This is a genomic window from Rhizobium sp. ZW T2_16 (assembly GCF_044987325.1).
Taxonomy (GTDB): domain Bacteria; phylum Pseudomonadota; class Alphaproteobacteria; order Rhizobiales; family Rhizobiaceae; genus Neorhizobium; species Neorhizobium cellulosilyticum.
Window position 1 is genome coordinate 207,710 of the sequence record NZ_JBJDRG010000002.1, and the last position, 17,907, is coordinate 225,616.

Consider the following 17,907-nt stretch of genomic DNA (forward strand, 5'->3'; position numbering starts at 1 on the left):
TTGAAATGACTGTTATCGATTCCACCCAAGCGATGTCGCAAGAGGAAGGAAAGCTCCTTTCCGAAGCCGATGCGCGCGATTTCTTCGCGCTGCTGAAGCCGCGCGTCATGTCGTTGGTGGTTTTCACCGCCTTTGCAGGCCTTGTTCTCGCGCCCGGTGAGATCAACCCGGTTCTGGCGATCATCTCCATCCTCTGCATCGCCGTTGGTGCCGGCGCCTCCGGCGCGCTCAACATGTGGTACGATGCCGATATCGATGCCGTGATGACGCGCACCGCAAAACGCCCGATCCCCGCCGGCCGTATCCGCCCTAATGAGGCACTTGCCTTCGGCCTGACGCTCTCGGCCTTCTCGGTCGTCATCCTCGGCCTTGCCGTCAACTGGTTTGCCGCCGGCCTGCTCGCCTTCACCATCTTCTTCTATGCCGTCGTCTACACGATGTGGCTGAAACGCTCGACGCCGCAGAACATCGTCATCGGCGGTGCTGCAGGCGCATTCCCGCCCATGCTGGGCTGGGCCTGTGTAACCGGTGGCGTGTCGCTCGACAGCGTCATCCTGTTCATGATCACCTTCATGTGGACCCCGCCGCATTTCTGGGCGTTGGCGCTGTTCAAGATGCGCGATTACGGCTCCGTCGGTATTCCGATGATGCCGAATGTCGTTGGCCAGCGCTCGACCAAGATCCAGATGGTCGTCTATTCGGTCCTGATGGCCGCCGTCGTCGCCGCACCGACCGTCACCGGTCTTGCCAGCGTCGGCTACGGCGTCTTTACCGGCATTCTGAGCCTCATCTTCATCTGCTATTCCATTCTCGTGCTGCGCATGGCCGAGGATGACGAGAAGATGCTGCCGGCAAAGAAGCTGTTCTTCTATTCGATCTTCTATCTCTTCGCGGTCTTCTCCGCGCTGATCTTCGACCACATGGTGGCCGGTCTCAGCCAGTTCCTCGGAGGGCTTCTGTGATCGATACCGTCAAGCTCAGCGAGACACAGAAGAAGTCGCGACGAAACCGCAATGTGGCGCTCGGCCTCGTTCTCGCGGGGCTTTGCGTGCTTTTCTACATCATCACGCTCGTCAAGGTCGGCGGGTTCTGGAACTAGGCTGAGTATCGGAGCCAAATGGAGCTAGGGAGGAGCGACATGGGAGGCGGAATTCAGGGCGGTCATTCAGGTCAGGCAAAGCGGGTCAGCAACGCCTCGATCTTTGCCGGTTGCGCCGTATTTGTTTTCGGCATGGTTGGCGCCGCTTACGCGTCTGTTCCGCTCTACCGTCTCTTCTGCCAGATCACCGGCTATAACGGCACAACCCAGCGGGTAGAGCAGTATTCGTCGACCGTGCTCGACCGCACTGTTCAGGTTACCTTCGATGCAAACATATCAAGCGGCCTGAACTGGGATTTCAAGGCGGCGAAAGCCGTGCAGCCGAAGATCGGCGAGACCATCCAGGTCGAATACACGGCGACCAACCGCTCGGCCGTCGCCACCACCGGCACCGCCGTCTTCAACGTCACGCCGATGGAAGCCGGTGCCTATTTCAACAAGGTGCAGTGCTTCTGCTTCACCGAGCAGACGCTGCAGCCGGGTGAAAGCGTTTCCATGCCCGTCGTCTTTTACGTCGATCCGGAGATCGTCAAGGCGGAGGAAACGAAGAATATCAGAACGATTACCCTGTCCTATTCCTTCTACCCGAGCGAGCCGGCAAAGCCCGTCGCAGCGGTGAAGAAGAATGAGGCAGACAATAAGCTTTGAGAGGAGCGCCTGCGAAAAAATTCCGCAGGCGGTGGAGAGGCATTTATCGGGGATTTTGACATGGCAGACGCGCATCAGAAAAATCACGACTACCACATCATCGATCCGAGCCCTTGGCCGCTTCTGGCCGCGATCGGCGCCTTCGTCATCACCTTCGGTGGTGTCGGTTACATGCGCTATCTCAAGGGCGCTGAGTTCCACATGTTCGGCCTCAACTGGGCCACCCCCTGGGTGTTTTTCATCGGCCTGGCGATCATCCTCTATGTGATGATCGGCTGGTGGGCGGACACGATCAAGGAAGGTGATGAAGGCCATCACACGCGGGTCGTATCGCTGCACCTGCGCTACGGCATGATCATGTTCATCGCCTCCGAAGTGATGTTTTTTGTCGCCTGGTTCTGGGCCTTTTTCGATGCGAGCCTCTATCCCAACGAAGCGATCCAGGCCGCCCGCGTCGAAGCGCTCGGCGGTCAATGGCCGCCCAAGGGCATCGAGGTTCTCGATCCCTGGCACCTGCCGCTATACAACACGATCATCCTGCTTCTCTCCGGCACCTGCGTAACCTGGGCGCATCACGCGCTCCTGCATAACGACCGCAAGGGACTGGTCACCGGCCTTGCGCTGACGGTCGCGCTCGGCATCCTGTTCTCCGCCGTGCAGGCCTACGAATACGCGCACGCACCCTTCGAATTCTCCAATTCGATCTACGGCGCTACCTTCTTCATGGCCACCGGTTTTCACGGTTTCCACGTGCTGATCGGCACCATCTTCCTGATCGTCTGCCTGATCCGCGCCATCAATGGCGGCTTCACCCCCGAACGCCATTTCGGCTTCGAAGCGGCCGCCTGGTACTGGCATTTCGTCGACGTCGTCTGGCTGTTCCTGTTCTTCTCGATCTATATCTGGGGCGGCTGGGGCGCACCGCTGGCGCATCTGTGAGGTTTTTTGGGGGGGGCCTGCCCCTCATCCGCCTGCCGGCACCAACCGGGGACGGGTCGCTTGCCCCGTCCCGTCCTCCGGACCCCCGTAATGACGGGGAGAAGGACGCAAGCCGCGGCCGCTATGCCTCAATCGTGGCACGTTCCCTCGCCCCGTTTACGGGGAGAGGGTTAGGGTGAGGGGCTAGTTCTCCGCGTGTGACTTTGTTTGAGATTGGTCGTAGCAAGATGAGAACCAACGTCGTCACGACCAACTCACGCAAGAAAACCTCATTGAGAAACATCCTCACCACTGCCCTTATCCTCCTCTCACTCGCCATCCTGCTCGCTCTCGGCACATGGCAGGTAGAGCGGCTCTATTGGAAGGAGGGCCTTCTCGCCGATATTACCGAGCGCCGCGCAGCCCAACCGGTATCTTTGGCGGAAATCGAGCAGAGAGCTGCAGCCGGCGACGATATCGAATACCGCCGCATCGCGCTTTCCGGCATATTCGACCACACAAAGGAGCGGCATTTCTTCGCCACGTTCGAAGGTCGCACCGGCTTTTATGTCTACACGCCGCTGACGCTGGCGGACGGCCGCAAGATCTTCGTCAATCGCGGCTTCGTGCCCTATGAGATGAAGGAGCCGGCGACACGAGCGGAAGGCGAGGTTTCCGGCGAACAGACGATCACCGGTTACGCTCGCGCAAAACTCTCCGGCAAGCCGTCCATGCTGGTCCCGGACAATGATCTCGCTAAAAACATCTTCTATTGGAAAGACCTCGATGCCATGGCGGCAAGTGCCGGGCTCTCCGACGTCATTGCCTTTTTCGTCGATGCCGATGCATCCGTCATCAATCCCGGCGGCTGGCCGAAGGGCGGTGTGACGCAATTCGACCTTCCCAACAGCCATCTCCAATATGCCGCGACATGGTACGGTCTCGCCGCAGCACTGCTGGCCGTGGTTTTCGGCATGTGGTGGCGCAGCCGCAAGTCCGCATCATCACCGGCCGGAGAAGGTCGATAACGACATTTTCTGTTGGCGCGCCTCAATTGCCTCGCCTATATGAGGCCTTAGGCATTTTCCAACAGCGGATGCGGAATGAACATTCAGCTCACCAAACCGGCTCTTTCGATCAGGCTTTGCGGTCCGCGCGGTTTCTGCGCCGGCGTCGACCGGGCGATCCAGATCGTCGTTTTGGCGCTGAAACAATACGGTGCGCCGGTCTACGTCCGCCACGAGATCGTCCATAACCGTTATGTCGTCGAGGGACTGGAAGCCAAGGGCGCCGTCTTTGTCGAGGAACTGAACGAGATCCCGGAAGAACATCGCCAGCAGCCGGTCGTTTTCTCCGCCCACGGCGTACCGAAATCGGTGCCCGAAGATGCGCAGTCGCGAAACCTCTTCTATCTCGATGCGACCTGCCCGCTGGTGTCCAAGGTTCACAAGCAGGCCATGCGCCATCAGCGCCTCGGCCGCCATGTCGTGCTGATCGGCCATGCCGGTCATCCGGAAGTCATCGGCACGATGGGGCAATTGCCGGAAGGCACGGTCTCGCTCGTCGATACGATCGCCGATGCCGAAGCCTATATGCCGGAAGATCCCGACAATCTCGGCTATGTCACCCAGACGACCCTGTCTGTCGACGACACGGCGGGCGTCATCGCCAAGCTGCAGGAACGGTTTCCGAACCTGACAGCCCCGGCCGCCGACAGTATCTGCTATGCCACCACCAACCGCCAGGAAGCGGTGAAGGAAGCCGCCCCCGGCTGCGATCTCTTCATCGTCGTCGGCGCTCCGAATTCATCCAACTCCAAGCGCCTCGTCGAGGTAGCGCTGAGGGCAGGGGCAAAGCGCTCGCTGCTTGTTCAGCGCGCCTCCGAACTGAACTGGGACGAAATCGGTAATATCCGCACGCTCGGCCTCTCCGCAGGCGCATCGGCACCCGAAGTCATCGTGGACGAGATCATCGCCGCCTTCAAGGAACGGTTTGCCGCCGAGATCGAGCTGGCGATCACCGCCGAGGAAACCGAAAACTTCCTCGTCAACCGGGAGCTTCGCAGTGTTCCGCTGACGGTGGAAGATATGGCGTGGGTGAATGGGCGACGACCGGTCGGCGTAGCCGACGAAACGATCCAGTGAATCGTTTCGAGGGAGGAGCGCCCGGAGCGTAAGCGCAGGGCCGGGGCCGCTTGTGGCGGAATGAGCGTGATCGCTTGTTGCACCCCCTCTGCCCTGCCGGGCATCTCCCCCACAAGGGGGGAGATCGACCTGAAGCTTTCGTCCTGCCAAGACCTTGAACTTTCGAGCCTTGCAGGCGACTAATCTGCTACTTCATCCTCTCCAGCGCGATAGGGGAGCGATCGTTGGCCTCTTTATGATCTCCCCCCTTGTGGGGGAGATGCCCGGCAGGGCAGAGGGGGGTAATATGACGGCAGATGATTCTGCCCCTTGACCGACTGTGAGACCGCCTTGGCCGTTTATACCGACATCACCGAAACCGACCTCAAGCACTTTCTGGCGCAATATGACGTCGGCGAGCTGACCTCCTACAAGGGCATTGCCGAAGGCGTCGAGAACTCCAACTTCCTGCTGCATACGACGAAGGATCCGCTGATCCTGACGCTTTATGAAAAGCGGGTGGAAAAGTCGGACCTGCCGTTTTTCCTAGGGCTCATGCAGCATCTGTCGGAACGCGGCCTGTCCTGCCCGCTGCCGCTTCCGCGCCGTGATGGCGAACTTCTGGGCGAGCTTTCCGGTCGTCCGGCAGCGATCATCTCCTTCCTCGAAGGCATGTGGCTGAGAAAGCCGGAGGCAAAACATTGCCGTGAAGTCGGCAAGGCGCTGGCCGGCATGCATCTTGCCGGTGAGGGGTTCGACATCAAGCGGCCGAATGCGCTGTCGCTCGAAGGCTGGAAGGTCCTTTGGGAAAAGTCGGCCGAGCGTGCCGACGAGGTCGAGACGGGCCTTGAAGCGGAAATCACCGCTGAACTCGCCTATCTCGAAGCCCATTGGCCGAAAAACCTGCCCGCAGGCGTCATCCATGCCGATCTTTTCCAGGACAATGTCTTCTTTTTGGGCGACGAGCTTTCCGGCCTGATCGACTTCTATTTCGCCTGTAACGACCTGCTCGCCTATGATGTCTCGATCTGCCTCAATGCCTGGTGCTTCGAGAAGGATGGCTCCTACAACGTCACCAAGGGTTCGGCCCTGCTGGAAGGTTATTGCTCCGTGCGTCCGCTTTCGGATGAAGAACGCGAAGCGATGCCGGTTCTCGCCCGCGGCTCGGCCCTGCGCTTTTTCCTCACCCGTCTCTATGACTGGCTGACGACGCCGGAAGGCGCGCTGGTGGTGAAGAAGGACCCGCTCGAATATCTGCGCAAGCTGCGCTTCCACCGGCAGATTTCATCGGTCGCCGAATATGCACCGGCAATCGAGGTGGCGTCATGAAACAGGTCGAGATTTTCACCGATGGCGCCTGCTCCGGCAATCCCGGCCCCGGCGGCTGGGGCGCTATCCTGCGTTACGGTGAAACCACCAAGGAACTGAACGGCGGCGAGGCGGAAACCACCAATAACCGCATGGAGCTTCTGGCTGCCATCTCCGCGCTCACCGCATTGAAAAGCGCTTGCGAAGTCGATCTCTATACCGACAGCAAATACGTGATGGACGGCATCTCCAAGTGGATCTTCGGCTGGAAGAAAAACGGCTGGAAGACCGCCGACAAGAAGCCGGTGAAGAATGGCGAACTCTGGCAGCAGCTCGATGCCGCCAACCAGCGCCATAAGGTCAAGTGGCACTGGGTCAAGGGCCATGCCGGCCATCCGGAAAACGAACGGGCTGACGAACTTGCCCGCCTCGGCATGGAGCCGTTCAAGAAACCCAATCTCGGCCGGTCGCTTCTGGTAAAATAACCCGCCTTCGACGTCGCTCAGCCGCATCAGACCCGACTTGCCATTGCGGCGTCACCGCCTATGGTGATCGTGGCCAAATCGGGGCACGACAACGGGAGACCACGCATGATCCTTCACTGTGTTTTTCTGCGCTTCAAGTCGTCGGTACAGGACGCCGAAAAACAGGAAATCTACGCGGCGATCGCAGGCCTTCAGAACACGCTTTCGGGCATCGTTGATGTTAAATTCGGTCCGAACATATCGTCCGAAGGTTTGAGCGGTGGCTTTCTCGATGGCTTTATCGTGACATTCGAAAGTCCGGAGGCGCGTGATACCTATCTCGCGGCTCCGGATCATCTTGCCGTCGCCGAACGTATCGTCGCCTCCGCCGATGGTGGCCTGTCCGGCCTTATCGTCTACGATCTCGCAGCGTAGCCACACCAATTTAGTTCACAATGCAAAGGGCGCCATCTGGCGCCCTTCGTCATTCTACAAATCCCGTCAGTTAGATCAAAGCTGTTCCAGCATCGCCGCGGCACCCGAGACGGTGGCCTGGCCGGGGCTTTCCTCGATGTTGAGCGACTTCACCACGCCGTCCTCGACCAGCATGGAATAACGCTTCGAGCGCACGCCGAGCCCACCGCCGGAGAGGTCGATGTCGAGGCCCATGGCCTTGGTGAAGGAGGCGTCGAAATCGGCGAGAAAGTGGATCTTGCCGAGCGCGTTGGATTGTTGCGCCCAGGCACCCATCACATGCCAATCGTTGACGGCAACGACAGCGATATCATCGACGCCGCGTGCAAGAATGGCATCGCGGTTTTCAATGTAACCGGGCAGATGGTTGAGCGTGCAGGTCGGCGTGAAGGCGCCGGGTACCGCAAACAACACGACCTTCTTCCCGGCGAAAAGACCGCTGGTTGTCACTTCCACCGGGCCATCTGCCGTCTTTTCCTTGAATGTTGCTTCCGGAAGCTTTTCGCCCACTGCGATCGTCATGTCGTCTCTCCTGCCAATGATCGCCCATGCGATCGTTCGCGGCACTATAAAGTTGGCGAATGACAAGACAAGAGAGGGCAGGGAGAACTGTCGACCAGTTTGCGATCACGGCATGCGGTGCCCGGAAAGGCTCACTCGAAGGCCAGCGAGGTTTCCATGGCGCGCTTGCCGGCAAGCACGAGAATGCCCCAGTGCTTGCCCTTCATGTCATAGCCTTTCGGCAGCTTGCCGACCGGCATGTCGACGGAATAGCTGTCCTCAAGCCGTTCCCCCTTGGTCTCGTTGAACAGCACATGTCCTTCCGGCCCGGTGACGATCACTTGCGGCTTCTTCGGTGCGTCTTTGGGTAATTGCAGCCGCAGCCGCAGCGTGTCGCCGTCGGCGGAAACGGAATAATGCGTGACGGCAAAATCGTCGGACGGATGTTCCGGCAGCTTGCCTTCCGCATCGTTGATGATCATCGCCTCGGCAAAGGACGTGCCGCCATCTGCCTTGAGTCCCAGGTTGAATTCGGCCTGGAAGGGAATGCAGATGTTTCGGCAGATGCCGATAAAGGCAAATGCCGTGATTGCGGATGACTGGTTCGGGTTCTTCACCGAAAGCTCGAAGGGAAAGCTGACAGCCGTATCGTAACCGATATCGCGAACGTCACCATTGTCGAAACGACGCGGCACCGGGTAGGAGATCTTGCTGAGGCTGACGTCGGATGTCTCGGGAAACGAGATATGCGGCGGTATGCCTGCATCGCCCGGTTCGCGCCAATAGGTGATCCAGCCGGCCTTGGGCTCGATTTGCAGCGCGCCGCGCACGGTGCCGCGCGCATCAGGCGCCAGCGCAACGATCCTCATGCGCCCGCCCTCATTGCTCACCCAGTCGGTCGTTTCTGCCTGTACTGAGACCGGCATGAAGGCAGAGGCGAGCAGAAGTGGGATGGCGATGAAAAGGCGGCGGGTGGTGAAAGCGGTCGAGATCATGAGAACGGATTTATCCCAGCAATCCCATGCTCGCCAGCCACGTCTGATGAAAACCAATCATTTTCGGTTGAATGATCCCGTAGACTGCCCCATGTTGCCTTGGAAGGGTCGCCCGATGCGGCCGCCGCCACACGGCGCTTTAAAGGCACACGGGAGGCTCGATGGGAATTACGGCGCTCAAAGACAAGCGTGAACGCGGATTTCTCGACGGCCAGTTCCTGATCGCCATGCCCGGTGTTCAGGACAGTAGTTTCGCTCGCAGTGTTGTTTATATCTGCGCTCATTCACCAACCGGTGCTATGGGTTTCATCATCAACAGGCAGCAGGAACTCTCATTCCCCAACGTGCTTGAATATCTGAAGATCGTTGAGGAACCTCACACCGCCTTTCTTTCGGAACAGGCGCGTTATTTCCCGGTTCTTTACGGCGGTCCGGTGGAAACGGGCAGGGGCTTTGTTCTGCATTCCGACGATTTTTCCTGCGAGTCCTCGATCCCTGTCAGTGACGAGATTTCACTCACCGCAACGCTTGATATTCTAAGGGCGATCGCGGAAGGCCGGGGGCCGACGCGGGCAACTCTGCTTCTCGGCTACGCCGGATGGGGGCCGGGACAGCTTGAGGCCGAAATCAGCAACAACGGCTGGCTCAATTGCGCATCGCAGGATGACATCATTTTCGATCCTTGCGTTGATGCCAAATACGAACGCGCGCTTGCCCTTATGGGCGTCAGCCCGGAAATGCTTTCGACCGAAGCAGGACATGCCTGATCTGTTTCGGTGGAACGATATCCACCCTTCAGAGTTCTATTATCGCAAGGCGTTGAACAACGTCGAAAGAGATAAGGAGAACAAGGAATGGGTAGCACCAGCGATAAGATGGCAGGCAAGGGCAACGAAGTTGCCGGTAAGATCAAGCAGGCCGCAGGTGACATGACCGACAATCCGAAGCTCAAGGCGAAGGGCAACGCCCAGGAAGCCAAGGGCCATGCTCAGCAGGCTAAGGGCAAGATCAAGGAAGCGGGCAAGGATTTCGTTGACCGCATGTAATGTCTGGGACCTGACCAAATCCCGGTAATGTCGGACGGCATAGTCCGAAAAAATGATCTCCAGTCATTTGATAAACCTGTTTCGGCACTGCCGGAGCAGGTTTTCTCGATTCCCCTCCCTCCATCGATGCGGACCAGCCCATGCGCCTCTACGATTGCGATCACTGCGGACAGCCTATCCATTTCGACAACCGGGACTGCATGAATTGCGGCTCCCGTCTGGCCTTCGTGCCGGAGGCGCTTGCCATGCATGCGCTGCAGCCTGTCGAAGGCGAGGAGGTCTGGTTGCTATTCGCCAACCCGCAGCGGAAGGTCCGGCTTTGCGCCAATGCCGGCATGGATATCTGCAACTGGACCGTTCTCGCGGACGATTCCAATCCCTTTTGCCCGGCCTGCCGCCATAACCGTCTGGTACCGGATGCCTCCACCGAGGAGGGATTGCGGCAATGGCGGCGCATCAGCCAGGCTCAGCGTCACCTCTTTTATTCCATGCTGAAATGGAACCTGCCGCGCATCAACCGCGATGAGGATCCTGCAGGCGGTCTCGTTTTCGATTTTCTCGTTGACGAGATCCAAGCCGACGGAACGGTAAAGGCCGCATTGACCGGCCACGAAAACGGCCTTATCGCAATCCGCGCAGCCGAGGCGGACGATGCGACGCGTGAGCAGATCCGCGTGTCGATGAACGAACCTTATCGCACTATGCTTGGCCATTTCCGGCACGAGACCGGCCATTACATCTGGGACAAGATGGTCCGCGACGGCGGCAGGCTGGATGAATTTCGCGCGGTATTCGGCGACGAGACCGTCGATTACGGCGAGGCGCTCAAGCGCAATTACGAGGAAGGCCCGCCACCGAACTGGCAGGAATTCTTCATCTCTACCTATGCAAGCTCGCATCCATGGGAGGATTTCGCCGAGAGCTTCGCCCACTATGTCCATATAGTCGACACGCTGGAAACGGCACGAGCCTACGGCATGTCGATAGACCCGCGCAGGCACGAAGAACTATCGGCGGAAGTGGATTTCAATCCCTATCGCGCCGACAGCGCCGAACAGCTCGTGTCCGCCTGGATCCCCTTCAGCCTGGCGATCAACGGTATCCACCGCTCGATGGGGGTGCCTGACCTTTACCCGTTCATCCTGACGCCGGCCGTGACGGCAAAGCTGCAATTCGTGCATGATCTGGTGTTGAGACGGTAGGGCGGAGACGCCCCTTCCCAATCCTCTCCACAAGGGAGAGGGTTTAATCCGACCGCCTCGTCGGACCACAATTGCGGTAAGGAGCGTGCCACGGATTTTCTCCCCGCGTGTTGGCGAGATGGCCGGCAGGCCAGAGGGAGACTGTGGGAAGTTACGCCCGTTTCGTCAGTGGAAACCGTTCCTTCAGTAACCGCAGCATGGCTTCGCTGGTGGCAGGCGGGCCGAACAGGTAGCTCTGGCCGTAGTGGCAGCCCATCTTGGCAAGCTCCATCGCATGCTCATCCGTCTGGATGCCTTCGGCGACGACTGTCATTTCCAGCCCACGGGCCATGGCGATAACGGAGCGCAGCAGGATCGAGCCCTTTTCGCTCATGTCGCTGACAAGCGTCTTGTCGAGCTTGATCATGTCGAACGGAAACTGCGTCAGGTAGGCGAGTGAGGAATAACCGGTGCCGAAATCGTCGAGTGCAAGGCTGAGGCCGGTCTCTTTCAGCTTGGCGAGGATCAGGCGAGCCTGTTCCGGGTTTTCCATCATCAGGGATTCGGTCAGTTCCAGCTTCAACTGGTGCGGATTGACCTGAGTCTTCGAAATCAGTGCCCTGACATCGTTATAAAGGTCCGCATTCAAAAGCTGTGCGCTAGACAGGTTGACGGAAACGAAGATCGGCACTTCACCAGTCTGCTCCTGCCATGAAACCAGGTCCGACGCCGCACGCTCCATCGCAAACACGCCGAGAGGGCCGATAAGGTCGGACATTTCGGCGATCGGGATGAATTCGGCAGGCGGGATGCTGCCACGCTTGGGATGTTCCCATCGCATCAGCGCCTCGAAGCCGGCGATCTCGCCGTCTTTCAGCGATATGATCGGCTGATAGGCGAGCGACAGTTCCTTGCGCTCCAATGCGCGGCGAAGATCCGTTTCGATCTGCAGCCGGTCGGTGCCGGACGTGCGGAAGATCGGCCGGAACGGCTCCACCTTGTTACCGCCGCCGCGTTTTGCCCGGTACATTGCAAGTTCCGCGTCCGCCAAAAGCCCCGCGGCGCTTTCCTGCTGGTCGACGAAGGACGCAAGCCCGATCGAGGCGGTCAGTACGATCTCGCGATTGGCATAATTGATCGGCACCATGATGGCCTGCGATACGGCCTCGGCAAAATCGGCGATCTTTGCGGGGTCGCGCTCGGAAACTAGGATCAAGCCGAACTGGTCGCCGGCAAGGCGTGCCAACGTATCCTGCGGCTTCATTAGGCGCCGAAGACGCCGGGTAATCGCGATCAGCATGTTGTCGCCTGCCGCAATCCCGAGGCTGTCGTTGACCTGCTTGTAGCGATCGAGATCGATTGCCATCACGGTCGGGCGCACGGTGTCGCCGCTGGCGGCAAGTGTCAGAACGCCCTGCAGGCGATCGAGGAAGATCTGCCGGTTCGGCAAGCCTGTCAGGTTGTCGTGCAACGCATCCTGCAACAGCCGTTCGACCGAATTTTTCTGTTCGGTCACATCGACGATCGTGCCGACACAGCGGATGATCTCGCCGTTCGAGCCAAGCACGGGCCGCGCACGGATCTGCAGCCAGTGAAAATGTCCATCCTCGGCGCGAATGCGGAATTCGTGATGCAGGCGGCCGCGGCGATGTTCGAGCAGCACGTCGAGCGTGGCACGGAACCGGTCGCGGTCGTCGGGGTGGAGGCGGGGAACCCAGTTGCGCACCGGACCATGCATGGCGCCGGCCTCAAGTCCGAGACGGCCCGAAATATCTGGGGTCGTGACGACACGATCACGCGCGACATCCCAGTCCCACACGGTATCGCCGGAGCCGGTCAGCGCCAGTGACTGCCGTTCCAGATCGGAGAACAGGCCCTGCTGATAGGCGCCGCCGGCAAAGGCGTGCTGCATGACCGTAAAGCCGATCAGAAGAACGATCAGCACCAGACCACCGCCGAGCGCCGGCTGAATGATGTCGTTGTCGAGCTGCCCTGTCACCGTCAGCCAGCTGCCGAACAGCCAGACGAGGATCAGCGTCCAGGTCGGCACCAGCAGGATCGCCCGGTCGTAGCGGTTGAAGCCGAGATAGATGATCAGCAGGATGCCGACCGTACCCGTCAGCGCGAAGGAAAGCCGGGCGATACCGGCCGCAACGGAAGGGTCATAGATCGCCACGCCGCCGAGCAGCACCAGTCCGACGACCCAGGCAAGCGTCGCGTAACCCAGATGCACATGCCAGCGGTTGAGGTTCAGATAGGTGAACAGGAAGATGACGAGCGACGAGGCGAGCGCCACTTCCGCACCCGCACGCCATATTCGCTGGTCGCTGGATGTGATGGTGATCAGCTTGTCGAGGAAGCCGAAGTCGACGCAGATATAGGCGAGCACGGCCCAGGCAAGCGCTGCCGCCGCCGGCAGCATCGATGTGCCCTTGACGACGAACAGGATCGTCAGAAACACCGCCAGAAGACCCGCAATGCCAAGCACTATGCCGCGATAGAGTGTGAACGAGTTGACCGTATCCTTGTAGGCGTCCGGCTGCCAGAGGTAGATTTGCGGCAGCGAAGGGCTGGCCAGTTCGGCAACAAACGTGATCGTCGATCCCGGATTGAGCGTGATGCGGAACACGTCTGCATCGGGGCTCGGCAGACGATCGAGCGAGAAACCTTCCGATGGAGTAATCGCGGTAATACGCTGCGAACCGAGATCCGGCCAGAACACCTTCGATCCGACAAGGCGAAAATGCGGTGCGACGATGACGCGCTCCAGCTGTTCCTCCGAGACGTTGGAAAGTGCAAAAACCGCCCAGTCGCCCTGGTGCCCGGGATTGCTGGATCTGACTTCGATGCGTCGCCGAATCCCGTCACCGCCCGCCGCCGTGGAAACCTGGAAAGCCTCGCCCTGATTGGTATAGATGTCGGTCGTGGCCGTCAGGTCGAGCGCCGTGTCGTCACGCGAAATTTTCACCGGCTCGGCGGCACGCGCACCGTTAAGCCCGAAGGCCAGAATGGCGACGATCATCAGCAGCAGAAACTTCAGGCCAAAGGCCCGATACGCAGAACTAAAACGCATACCGTCAATCATGGTCCGACCATTTTCCCGAATTCGCCGTCTTCCGGCAACCGGGAAAACATCATGTGGTCACGCCATTCGCCGTTTATTTTGAGATACTTCCGCAAAAGACCTTCCCGCTCGAAGCCGGCTTTTTCTAGAAGCCGCATGCTTTTCCAATTGTCCGGAATACAAGCTGCCTCGATCCGGTGCAACTGAAGTCCGCCATAGATATACGGGATTGCCACTCTCAATGCGGCCAACATATGGCCTTGGCCCGCATGTTTTTCACCCATCCAATATCCGATCATGCAGCTTTGTGCTGCACCCCGGCGAATATAGCCGATGGTAAGTCCCCCGAGCAGGGTCATGTCGTCCTTGCGGAAAAGCAGCATCGGCATGGCGAGACCGGACGCGCATTCCTGGTTTGCGCGCAGGATTCGGGCGCGAAACGAGCTTTCCGTCAGTTCGTCGGCCCGCCAGGTCGGTTCCCACGGCTGAAGGAAGCTGCGGCTCTCGGAACGCAGCCGATACCATTGCTTGTAATCGGAATTATGCGGCAGCCTCAAAATATGCTGAGGCCCGGATAACTCGGGCGTGTCCGGCTGACGGGACAGAAACCGAAACACCGATCTACCCATTGTGCTTCGGAGCCTCTGTTCAGCTGGCGGCTTTTGCCTTGATGACAGGTGAGGATAGAGCCGAGGCGATATCGGACATCGGCGCGAGCTTCTCGATCGGGCCGACGGCCGAAAGGGTCGGTACGGTGTCGAAGAACAGGCGGCCTGCCAGATCGGTCAGCCGCTCGGTGGTAATGCCTGCGAGACGCTCCATCATCTCTTCGTTGGGGATAGAGCGACCATAAAGCATCATCTGCCGGGCGATCTGGCCGGCGCGGGCGGCAGGGCTTTCCTGACCCATGAGCAGCTGTGCGCGAATTTGTGCGCGAGCCCGGTCGATTTCCACCTGATGGATCGTGTCGGCAGACTTGTGCAACTCGTCGATGATGACCGGGATCAGCTTCGGCAGATCGTCGGCACCGGTTGCCGCGTGAATGCCGAAAATGCCGGTATCGGAAAAGCCCCAGTGGAAGGCATAAACCGAGTAACAGAGGCCGCGATGCTCGCGCACTTCCTGAAACAGGCGCGAAGACATGCCGCCGCCAAGGATATTGGCGAGGATCTGCGAACAGTAGAAATCGCGCATGTGATAGGCCTTGCCCTCGAAACCGAGCAGGACCTGTGTATCCATGAGGTCGCGTTCCTCACGAATATCGCCGCCGATATAGCGTGCAGCATCAAAGACGGGCGGCGCGCTGGGCGAAGTCGGCAGACCGGCAAAACGCTCTTCCACCTGTTTACAGAAGGTCTGGTGGTCGACCGCACCGGCGGCCACCACGAACATCCGGTCGGTCGTATAATTGCGCGAAAGGTAACCGCGAATCTGACTCGGCGTGAAGCTTTTCACCCGTTCCGGTGTGCCGAGGATGGCGCGCCCGATCGTCTGGCCGCGATAGGCGACTTCGGAGAATTTGTCGAAGACGACATCGTCGGGCGTGTCGTTGGCCGCACCGATTTCCTGCAGGATCACGTGCTTTTCGCGGCGCAGTTCTTCCTCGTCGAATTCCGACTCCGTCAGGATGTCGGCAAGGATATCGACCGCCAGCGGCACGTGATCCTTGAGCACGCGCGCATAATAGGATGTGGTTTCTGTAGAGGTCGCCGCATTCAGCTCTCCCCCGACATCTTCGATCTCCTCGGCGATGTCGCGGGCGCTGCGCCGTGCTGTTCCCTTGAAGGCCATGTGCTCGAGCAGGTGGGCGATGCCATGCTCTTCTTCGGTCTCGTTGCGAGAACCCGACTTGATCCACACGCCGAGTGCCACGCTTTCCAGATGTGGCATGCTTTCGGTGACGACAGTCAGCCCGGAGGGGAGCCGGGTAATCTCTACATTCATACTATGTCTTTCCGGCGCGCCGTTACTTGGTCCGTGCGTTGCTGCCGATAAAGGTCTCGACGGCTTTCAGCTCCGGTTCAAGTATATCGAAGCGCTCCTCCCTTTGCATAAGATCAGACAACCATGATGGGAGCGCCGGATCAATTCCGCAAGCGGATTTTACCGCAGCCGGGAATTTGGCCGGATGCGCCGTCGACAGCGTTACCATCGGGTTGGATGGCTTGGCATTCTTCGCGGCGACGAAGACGCCGGTTGCCGTATGTGGGTCGAGAAGGTAACCGGTGGCCGAAAGCGTCTCGCGGATCGTGGCGGCAACTTGGCGTTCGGTAGCACGTCCGGCGCGGAACTCGCGCTTGATCGCCTTCAGCGCCTTTTCCTTGATCTCGAACGAACCGGATTGCTTCAACCCGTCCATCGAGCGGCGCACTGCTGCGTCGTCGCGATCATAGGCTTCGAACAGCAGGCGTTCGAAGTTGGATGAGATCTGGATGTCCATCGAAGGCGAGGTCGTCGCTTTGACGCCCTTCATCTCGTAACGGCCGGTCTTCAGCGTGCGGGCCAGGATGTCGTTGTCATTGGTGGCGATGACGAGGCGATCGATCGGCAGGCCCATCTTCTTGGCCACATATCCCGCAAAGATATCGCCGAAATTGCCGGTCGGCACGGTGAACGAGATTTTCCGGTCCGGTCCGCCAAGCGAGAGAGCAGCGGTGAAATAATAGACCACCTGGGACATGATGCGCGCCCAGTTGATCGAGTTGACGCCCGAAAGCTTGACCTTGTCACGGAAGGCCGCGTCGTTGAACATCTCTTTGACGAGGTTCTGGCAGTCGTCGAAATTGCCCTTCACAGCGATCGCGTGCACGTTGGACGCGGAAGAAGAGGTCATCTGCCGCTGCTGCACCGGCGAGACCTTCTCATGCGGGAAGAGAATGAAGATGTCGGTGCGCTCGCGGCCGGCAAATGCATCGATCGCAGCACCGCCGGTATCGCCCGATGTGGCGCCGACGATCGTTGCGCGTTCACCGCGCTCGGCAAGAACGTGGTCCATCAGGCGCGCAAGCAATTGCATCGCCACGTCCTTGAAGGCGAGTGTCGTGCCGTGGAAGAGTTCGAGAATGAAATCGTTCGGCCCGACCTGCACCAGCGGCACCACGGCCGGGTGGCGGAAAGTGGCATAGGCCTCGTCGATCATGGCCTTCAGCTTGTCATCGGCAATCTCGCCATCGACGAAAAGCGACAGGATCTCGAAGGCAACTTCCTGGTAGGATTTGCCGCGCAGGGCACGGATCTGTTTTTTCGAAAGGGTAGGCCATTTGCGCGGGACATACAGACCGCCGTCTTTTGCAAGCCCGGCCATGAGCGCATCCCGAAAGCCGAGAGCGGGTGCTGTACCACGGGTAGAAATGTATTCCACGACCTTGAATCCCTAATCGATTTTTGTTCTGACCGCTGATATAGACTATCGAAATCGGCGGTGAAAGACCGGAAAATGCCGGGTCGGTACCGTATCGGAAACGAGGCTGCAAAGGGTTGAGTAACGTGGTTGGCAAGTTCTCTCGCGGTTTTCTGACGTTGTCTTTGGTGGCTGGCTTAGGTGGCTGCAATTCTGCTTCGCAGGGACTGGATCTGAGTTCCAACGCTGCTCCTGCCAATGCCCAGCCGGTTCAGGCTGTCGTGCAGGCCTACTGCCCACAGGTGGTTATGCGTGACCAGGATGCCGTCTATCGCTCCTATGCGCGCGGCGGGCAGGATAACCCTGACAAACTTCTCTACCAGGCCTCGTTCAACGACGCGACGCGCCAGTGCACGGCAAACGAAACCACGATGACCATTAATCTCATCGCCCAGGGCCGTGTCGTGCAGGGACCTGCCGGCACGCCGGGTTCCGTCACTCTGCCGGTTCTGGTCGAGGTGGTCGATGGTGACAACGTGCTCTATTCGCAGAAGGTGGCCTTCCCGGTCAAGATCCCGGTGGGCGGCACACAGTTCATCTTCTCCAAGGCCGACGTGCAGATCCCGAACAATGCAGGCGGCGCAACGCGTTTCACCCGCGTTCGTCTCGGTTTCGACACCGGCCCGGCCAAGAAGCCGCGCCGGTCCTGATTTCGACCTTGTGAAAGAACCGCCAGCCGCTGCGGG

18 protein-coding genes and 1 pseudogene are annotated in these 17,907 nt (G+C 59.4%); 13 read left to right on the plus strand and 6 right to left on the minus strand.

Going from position 1 to position 17,907, the window contains the following annotated elements; translation table 11 throughout:
- Positions 1-5 precede the first annotated feature (5 nt).
- From cyoE to ACI3K0_RS06525, 9 genes are all read left to right on the plus strand, one after another.
- On the plus strand, positions 6-962 hold the full coding sequence (cyoE, locus tag ACI3K0_RS06485; RefSeq protein WP_183822962.1) for a heme o synthase: 957 nt from the start codon (positions 6-8) through the stop codon (positions 960-962).
- Positions 959-1,099 carry a hypothetical protein gene (locus ACI3K0_RS06490; RefSeq protein WP_162706676.1) on the plus strand — a complete coding sequence of 47 codons (141 nt, stop codon included), beginning with the start codon at positions 959-961 and terminating at the stop codon, positions 1,097-1,099. The genes cyoE and ACI3K0_RS06490 overlap by 4 nt, the downstream gene beginning before the upstream one ends.
- Positions 1,100-1,138: 39 nt before the next feature.
- Positions 1,139-1,747: a cytochrome c oxidase assembly protein gene (locus ACI3K0_RS06495; protein WP_246435937.1), complete on the plus strand. Its 609-nt coding sequence runs from the start codon at positions 1,139-1,141 to the stop codon at positions 1,745-1,747.
- Positions 1,748-1,807: 60 nt separating this feature from the next.
- Entirely contained in the window at positions 1,808-2,686 is an 879-nt protein-coding gene (locus ACI3K0_RS06500) for a cytochrome c oxidase subunit 3 (RefSeq protein WP_183822958.1), read from the plus strand.
- 227 nt (positions 2,687-2,913) lie between these two features.
- A complete protein-coding gene (locus ACI3K0_RS06505; RefSeq protein ID WP_183822956.1) occupies positions 2,914-3,693 on the plus strand; it encodes an SURF1 family protein in 780 nt (259 codons plus the stop codon).
- 75 nt (positions 3,694-3,768) lie between these two features.
- Entirely contained in the window at positions 3,769-4,809 is a 1,041-nt protein-coding gene (gene ispH / locus ACI3K0_RS06510; RefSeq protein WP_183822954.1) for a 4-hydroxy-3-methylbut-2-enyl diphosphate reductase, read from the plus strand.
- 330 nt (positions 4,810-5,139) lie between these two features.
- Positions 5,140-6,117, plus strand: a complete 978-nt coding sequence (locus tag ACI3K0_RS06515) for a homoserine kinase (RefSeq protein ID WP_183822952.1) — start codon at positions 5,140-5,142, stop codon at positions 6,115-6,117.
- A complete protein-coding gene (rnhA, locus tag ACI3K0_RS06520) occupies positions 6,114-6,581 on the plus strand; it encodes a ribonuclease HI (RefSeq protein ID WP_183822950.1) in 468 nt (155 codons plus the stop codon). The genes ACI3K0_RS06515 and rnhA overlap by 4 nt, the downstream gene beginning before the upstream one ends.
- A gap of 105 nt (positions 6,582-6,686) precedes the next feature.
- Positions 6,687-6,995, plus strand: a complete 309-nt coding sequence (locus tag ACI3K0_RS06525) for a Dabb family protein (RefSeq protein ID WP_148144080.1) — start codon at positions 6,687-6,689, stop codon at positions 6,993-6,995.
- 75 nt (positions 6,996-7,070) lie between these two features.
- Here the strand turns inward: ACI3K0_RS06525 and ACI3K0_RS06530 are convergent, their stop codons facing one another.
- Together ACI3K0_RS06530 and ACI3K0_RS06535 are read right to left on the minus strand one after the other, a co-directional pair.
- Positions 7,071-7,556 (minus strand): peroxiredoxin, encoded by a 486-nt coding sequence (locus tag ACI3K0_RS06530; protein WP_148144079.1) that lies wholly within the window; start codon positions 7,554-7,556, stop codon positions 7,071-7,073.
- A 131-nt stretch (positions 7,557-7,687) separates the two neighbouring features.
- Positions 7,688-8,530, minus strand: a complete 843-nt coding sequence (locus tag ACI3K0_RS06535) for a protein-disulfide reductase DsbD domain-containing protein (protein WP_183822948.1) — start codon at positions 8,528-8,530, stop codon at positions 7,688-7,690.
- A gap of 161 nt (positions 8,531-8,691) precedes the next feature.
- Between ACI3K0_RS06535 and ACI3K0_RS06540 the strand changes: the two genes are divergently transcribed.
- The 3 genes from ACI3K0_RS06540 (at position 8,692) to ACI3K0_RS06550 (ending at position 10,778) form a co-directional block, all read left to right on the plus strand.
- Entirely contained in the window at positions 8,692-9,297 is a 606-nt protein-coding gene (locus tag ACI3K0_RS06540; RefSeq protein WP_183822946.1) for a YqgE/AlgH family protein, read from the plus strand.
- An 87-nt stretch (positions 9,298-9,384) separates the two neighbouring features.
- A complete protein-coding gene (locus ACI3K0_RS06545; RefSeq protein WP_148144076.1) occupies positions 9,385-9,576 on the plus strand; it encodes a CsbD family protein in 192 nt (63 codons plus the stop codon).
- 140 nt (positions 9,577-9,716) lie between these two features.
- Positions 9,717-10,778: a putative zinc-binding metallopeptidase gene (locus ACI3K0_RS06550; protein WP_183822944.1), complete on the plus strand. Its 1,062-nt coding sequence runs from the start codon at positions 9,717-9,719 to the stop codon at positions 10,776-10,778.
- A 151-nt stretch (positions 10,779-10,929) separates the two neighbouring features.
- Here ACI3K0_RS06550 and ACI3K0_RS06555 read toward each other — a convergent pair.
- From ACI3K0_RS06555 to thrC, 4 genes and pseudogenes are all read right to left on the minus strand, one after another.
- Positions 10,930-13,743: pseudogene (locus tag ACI3K0_RS06555) on the minus strand (EAL domain-containing protein); the annotation flags it as partial.
- Between the two features lie 95 nt (positions 13,744-13,838).
- Positions 13,839-14,450, minus strand: a complete 612-nt coding sequence (locus ACI3K0_RS06560; RefSeq protein WP_183992356.1) for a GNAT family N-acetyltransferase — start codon at positions 14,448-14,450, stop codon at positions 13,839-13,841.
- 19 nt (positions 14,451-14,469) lie between these two features.
- Positions 14,470-15,765, minus strand: coding sequence for a pitrilysin family protein (locus ACI3K0_RS06565; RefSeq protein WP_148144073.1), 1,296 nt, complete (start codon positions 15,763-15,765; stop codon positions 14,470-14,472).
- Positions 15,766-15,787: 22 nt separating this feature from the next.
- Complete coding sequence (thrC, locus tag ACI3K0_RS06570; RefSeq protein ID WP_404945137.1) at positions 15,788-17,182, minus strand: threonine synthase; 1,395 nt, start codon at positions 17,180-17,182, stop codon at positions 15,788-15,790.
- A 125-nt stretch (positions 17,183-17,307) separates the two neighbouring features.
- On the opposite strand from thrC, the gene ACI3K0_RS06575 reads away from it, so the two are divergent.
- Entirely contained in the window at positions 17,308-17,871 is a 564-nt protein-coding gene (locus ACI3K0_RS06575) for a PilZ domain-containing protein (RefSeq protein ID WP_404945290.1), read from the plus strand.
- The last annotated feature ends 36 nt before the right edge of the window (positions 17,872-17,907 follow it).

What these genes read in the sequence shown, in the direction of transcription:
- cyoE (WP_183822962.1), top strand. Translation starts at nt 6, where the DNA reads ATGACTGTTATCGATTCCACCCAAGCGATGTCGCAAGAGGAAGGAAAG.
- ACI3K0_RS06495 (WP_246435937.1), top strand. Translation starts at nt 1,139, where the DNA reads ATGGGAGGCGGAATTCAGGGCGGTCATTCAGGTCAGGCAAAGCGGGTC.
- ACI3K0_RS06500 (WP_183822958.1), top strand. Translation starts at nt 1,808, where the DNA reads ATGGCAGACGCGCATCAGAAAAATCACGACTACCACATCATCGATCCG.
- ACI3K0_RS06505 (WP_183822956.1), top strand. Translation starts at nt 2,914, where the DNA reads ATGAGAACCAACGTCGTCACGACCAACTCACGCAAGAAAACCTCATTG.
- ispH (WP_183822954.1), top strand. Translation starts at nt 3,769, where the DNA reads ATGAACATTCAGCTCACCAAACCGGCTCTTTCGATCAGGCTTTGCGGT.
- rnhA (WP_183822950.1), top strand. Translation starts at nt 6,114, where the DNA reads ATGAAACAGGTCGAGATTTTCACCGATGGCGCCTGCTCCGGCAATCCC.
- ACI3K0_RS06525 (WP_148144080.1), top strand. Translation starts at nt 6,687, where the DNA reads ATGATCCTTCACTGTGTTTTTCTGCGCTTCAAGTCGTCGGTACAGGAC.
- ACI3K0_RS06530 (WP_148144079.1), bottom strand. Translation starts at nt 7,556, where the DNA reads ATGACGATCGCAGTGGGCGAAAAGCTTCCGGAAGCAACATTCAAGGAA.
- ACI3K0_RS06535 (WP_183822948.1), bottom strand. Translation starts at nt 8,530, where the DNA reads ATGATCTCGACCGCTTTCACCACCCGCCGCCTTTTCATCGCCATCCCA.
- ACI3K0_RS06540 (WP_183822946.1), top strand. Translation starts at nt 8,692, where the DNA reads ATGGGAATTACGGCGCTCAAAGACAAGCGTGAACGCGGATTTCTCGAC.
- ACI3K0_RS06545 (WP_148144076.1), top strand. Translation starts at nt 9,385, where the DNA reads ATGGGTAGCACCAGCGATAAGATGGCAGGCAAGGGCAACGAAGTTGCC.
- ACI3K0_RS06550 (WP_183822944.1), top strand. Translation starts at nt 9,717, where the DNA reads ATGCGCCTCTACGATTGCGATCACTGCGGACAGCCTATCCATTTCGAC.
- ACI3K0_RS06560 (WP_183992356.1), bottom strand. Translation starts at nt 14,450, where the DNA reads ATGGGTAGATCGGTGTTTCGGTTTCTGTCCCGTCAGCCGGACACGCCC.
- ACI3K0_RS06565 (WP_148144073.1), bottom strand. Translation starts at nt 15,765, where the DNA reads ATGAATGTAGAGATTACCCGGCTCCCCTCCGGGCTGACTGTCGTCACC.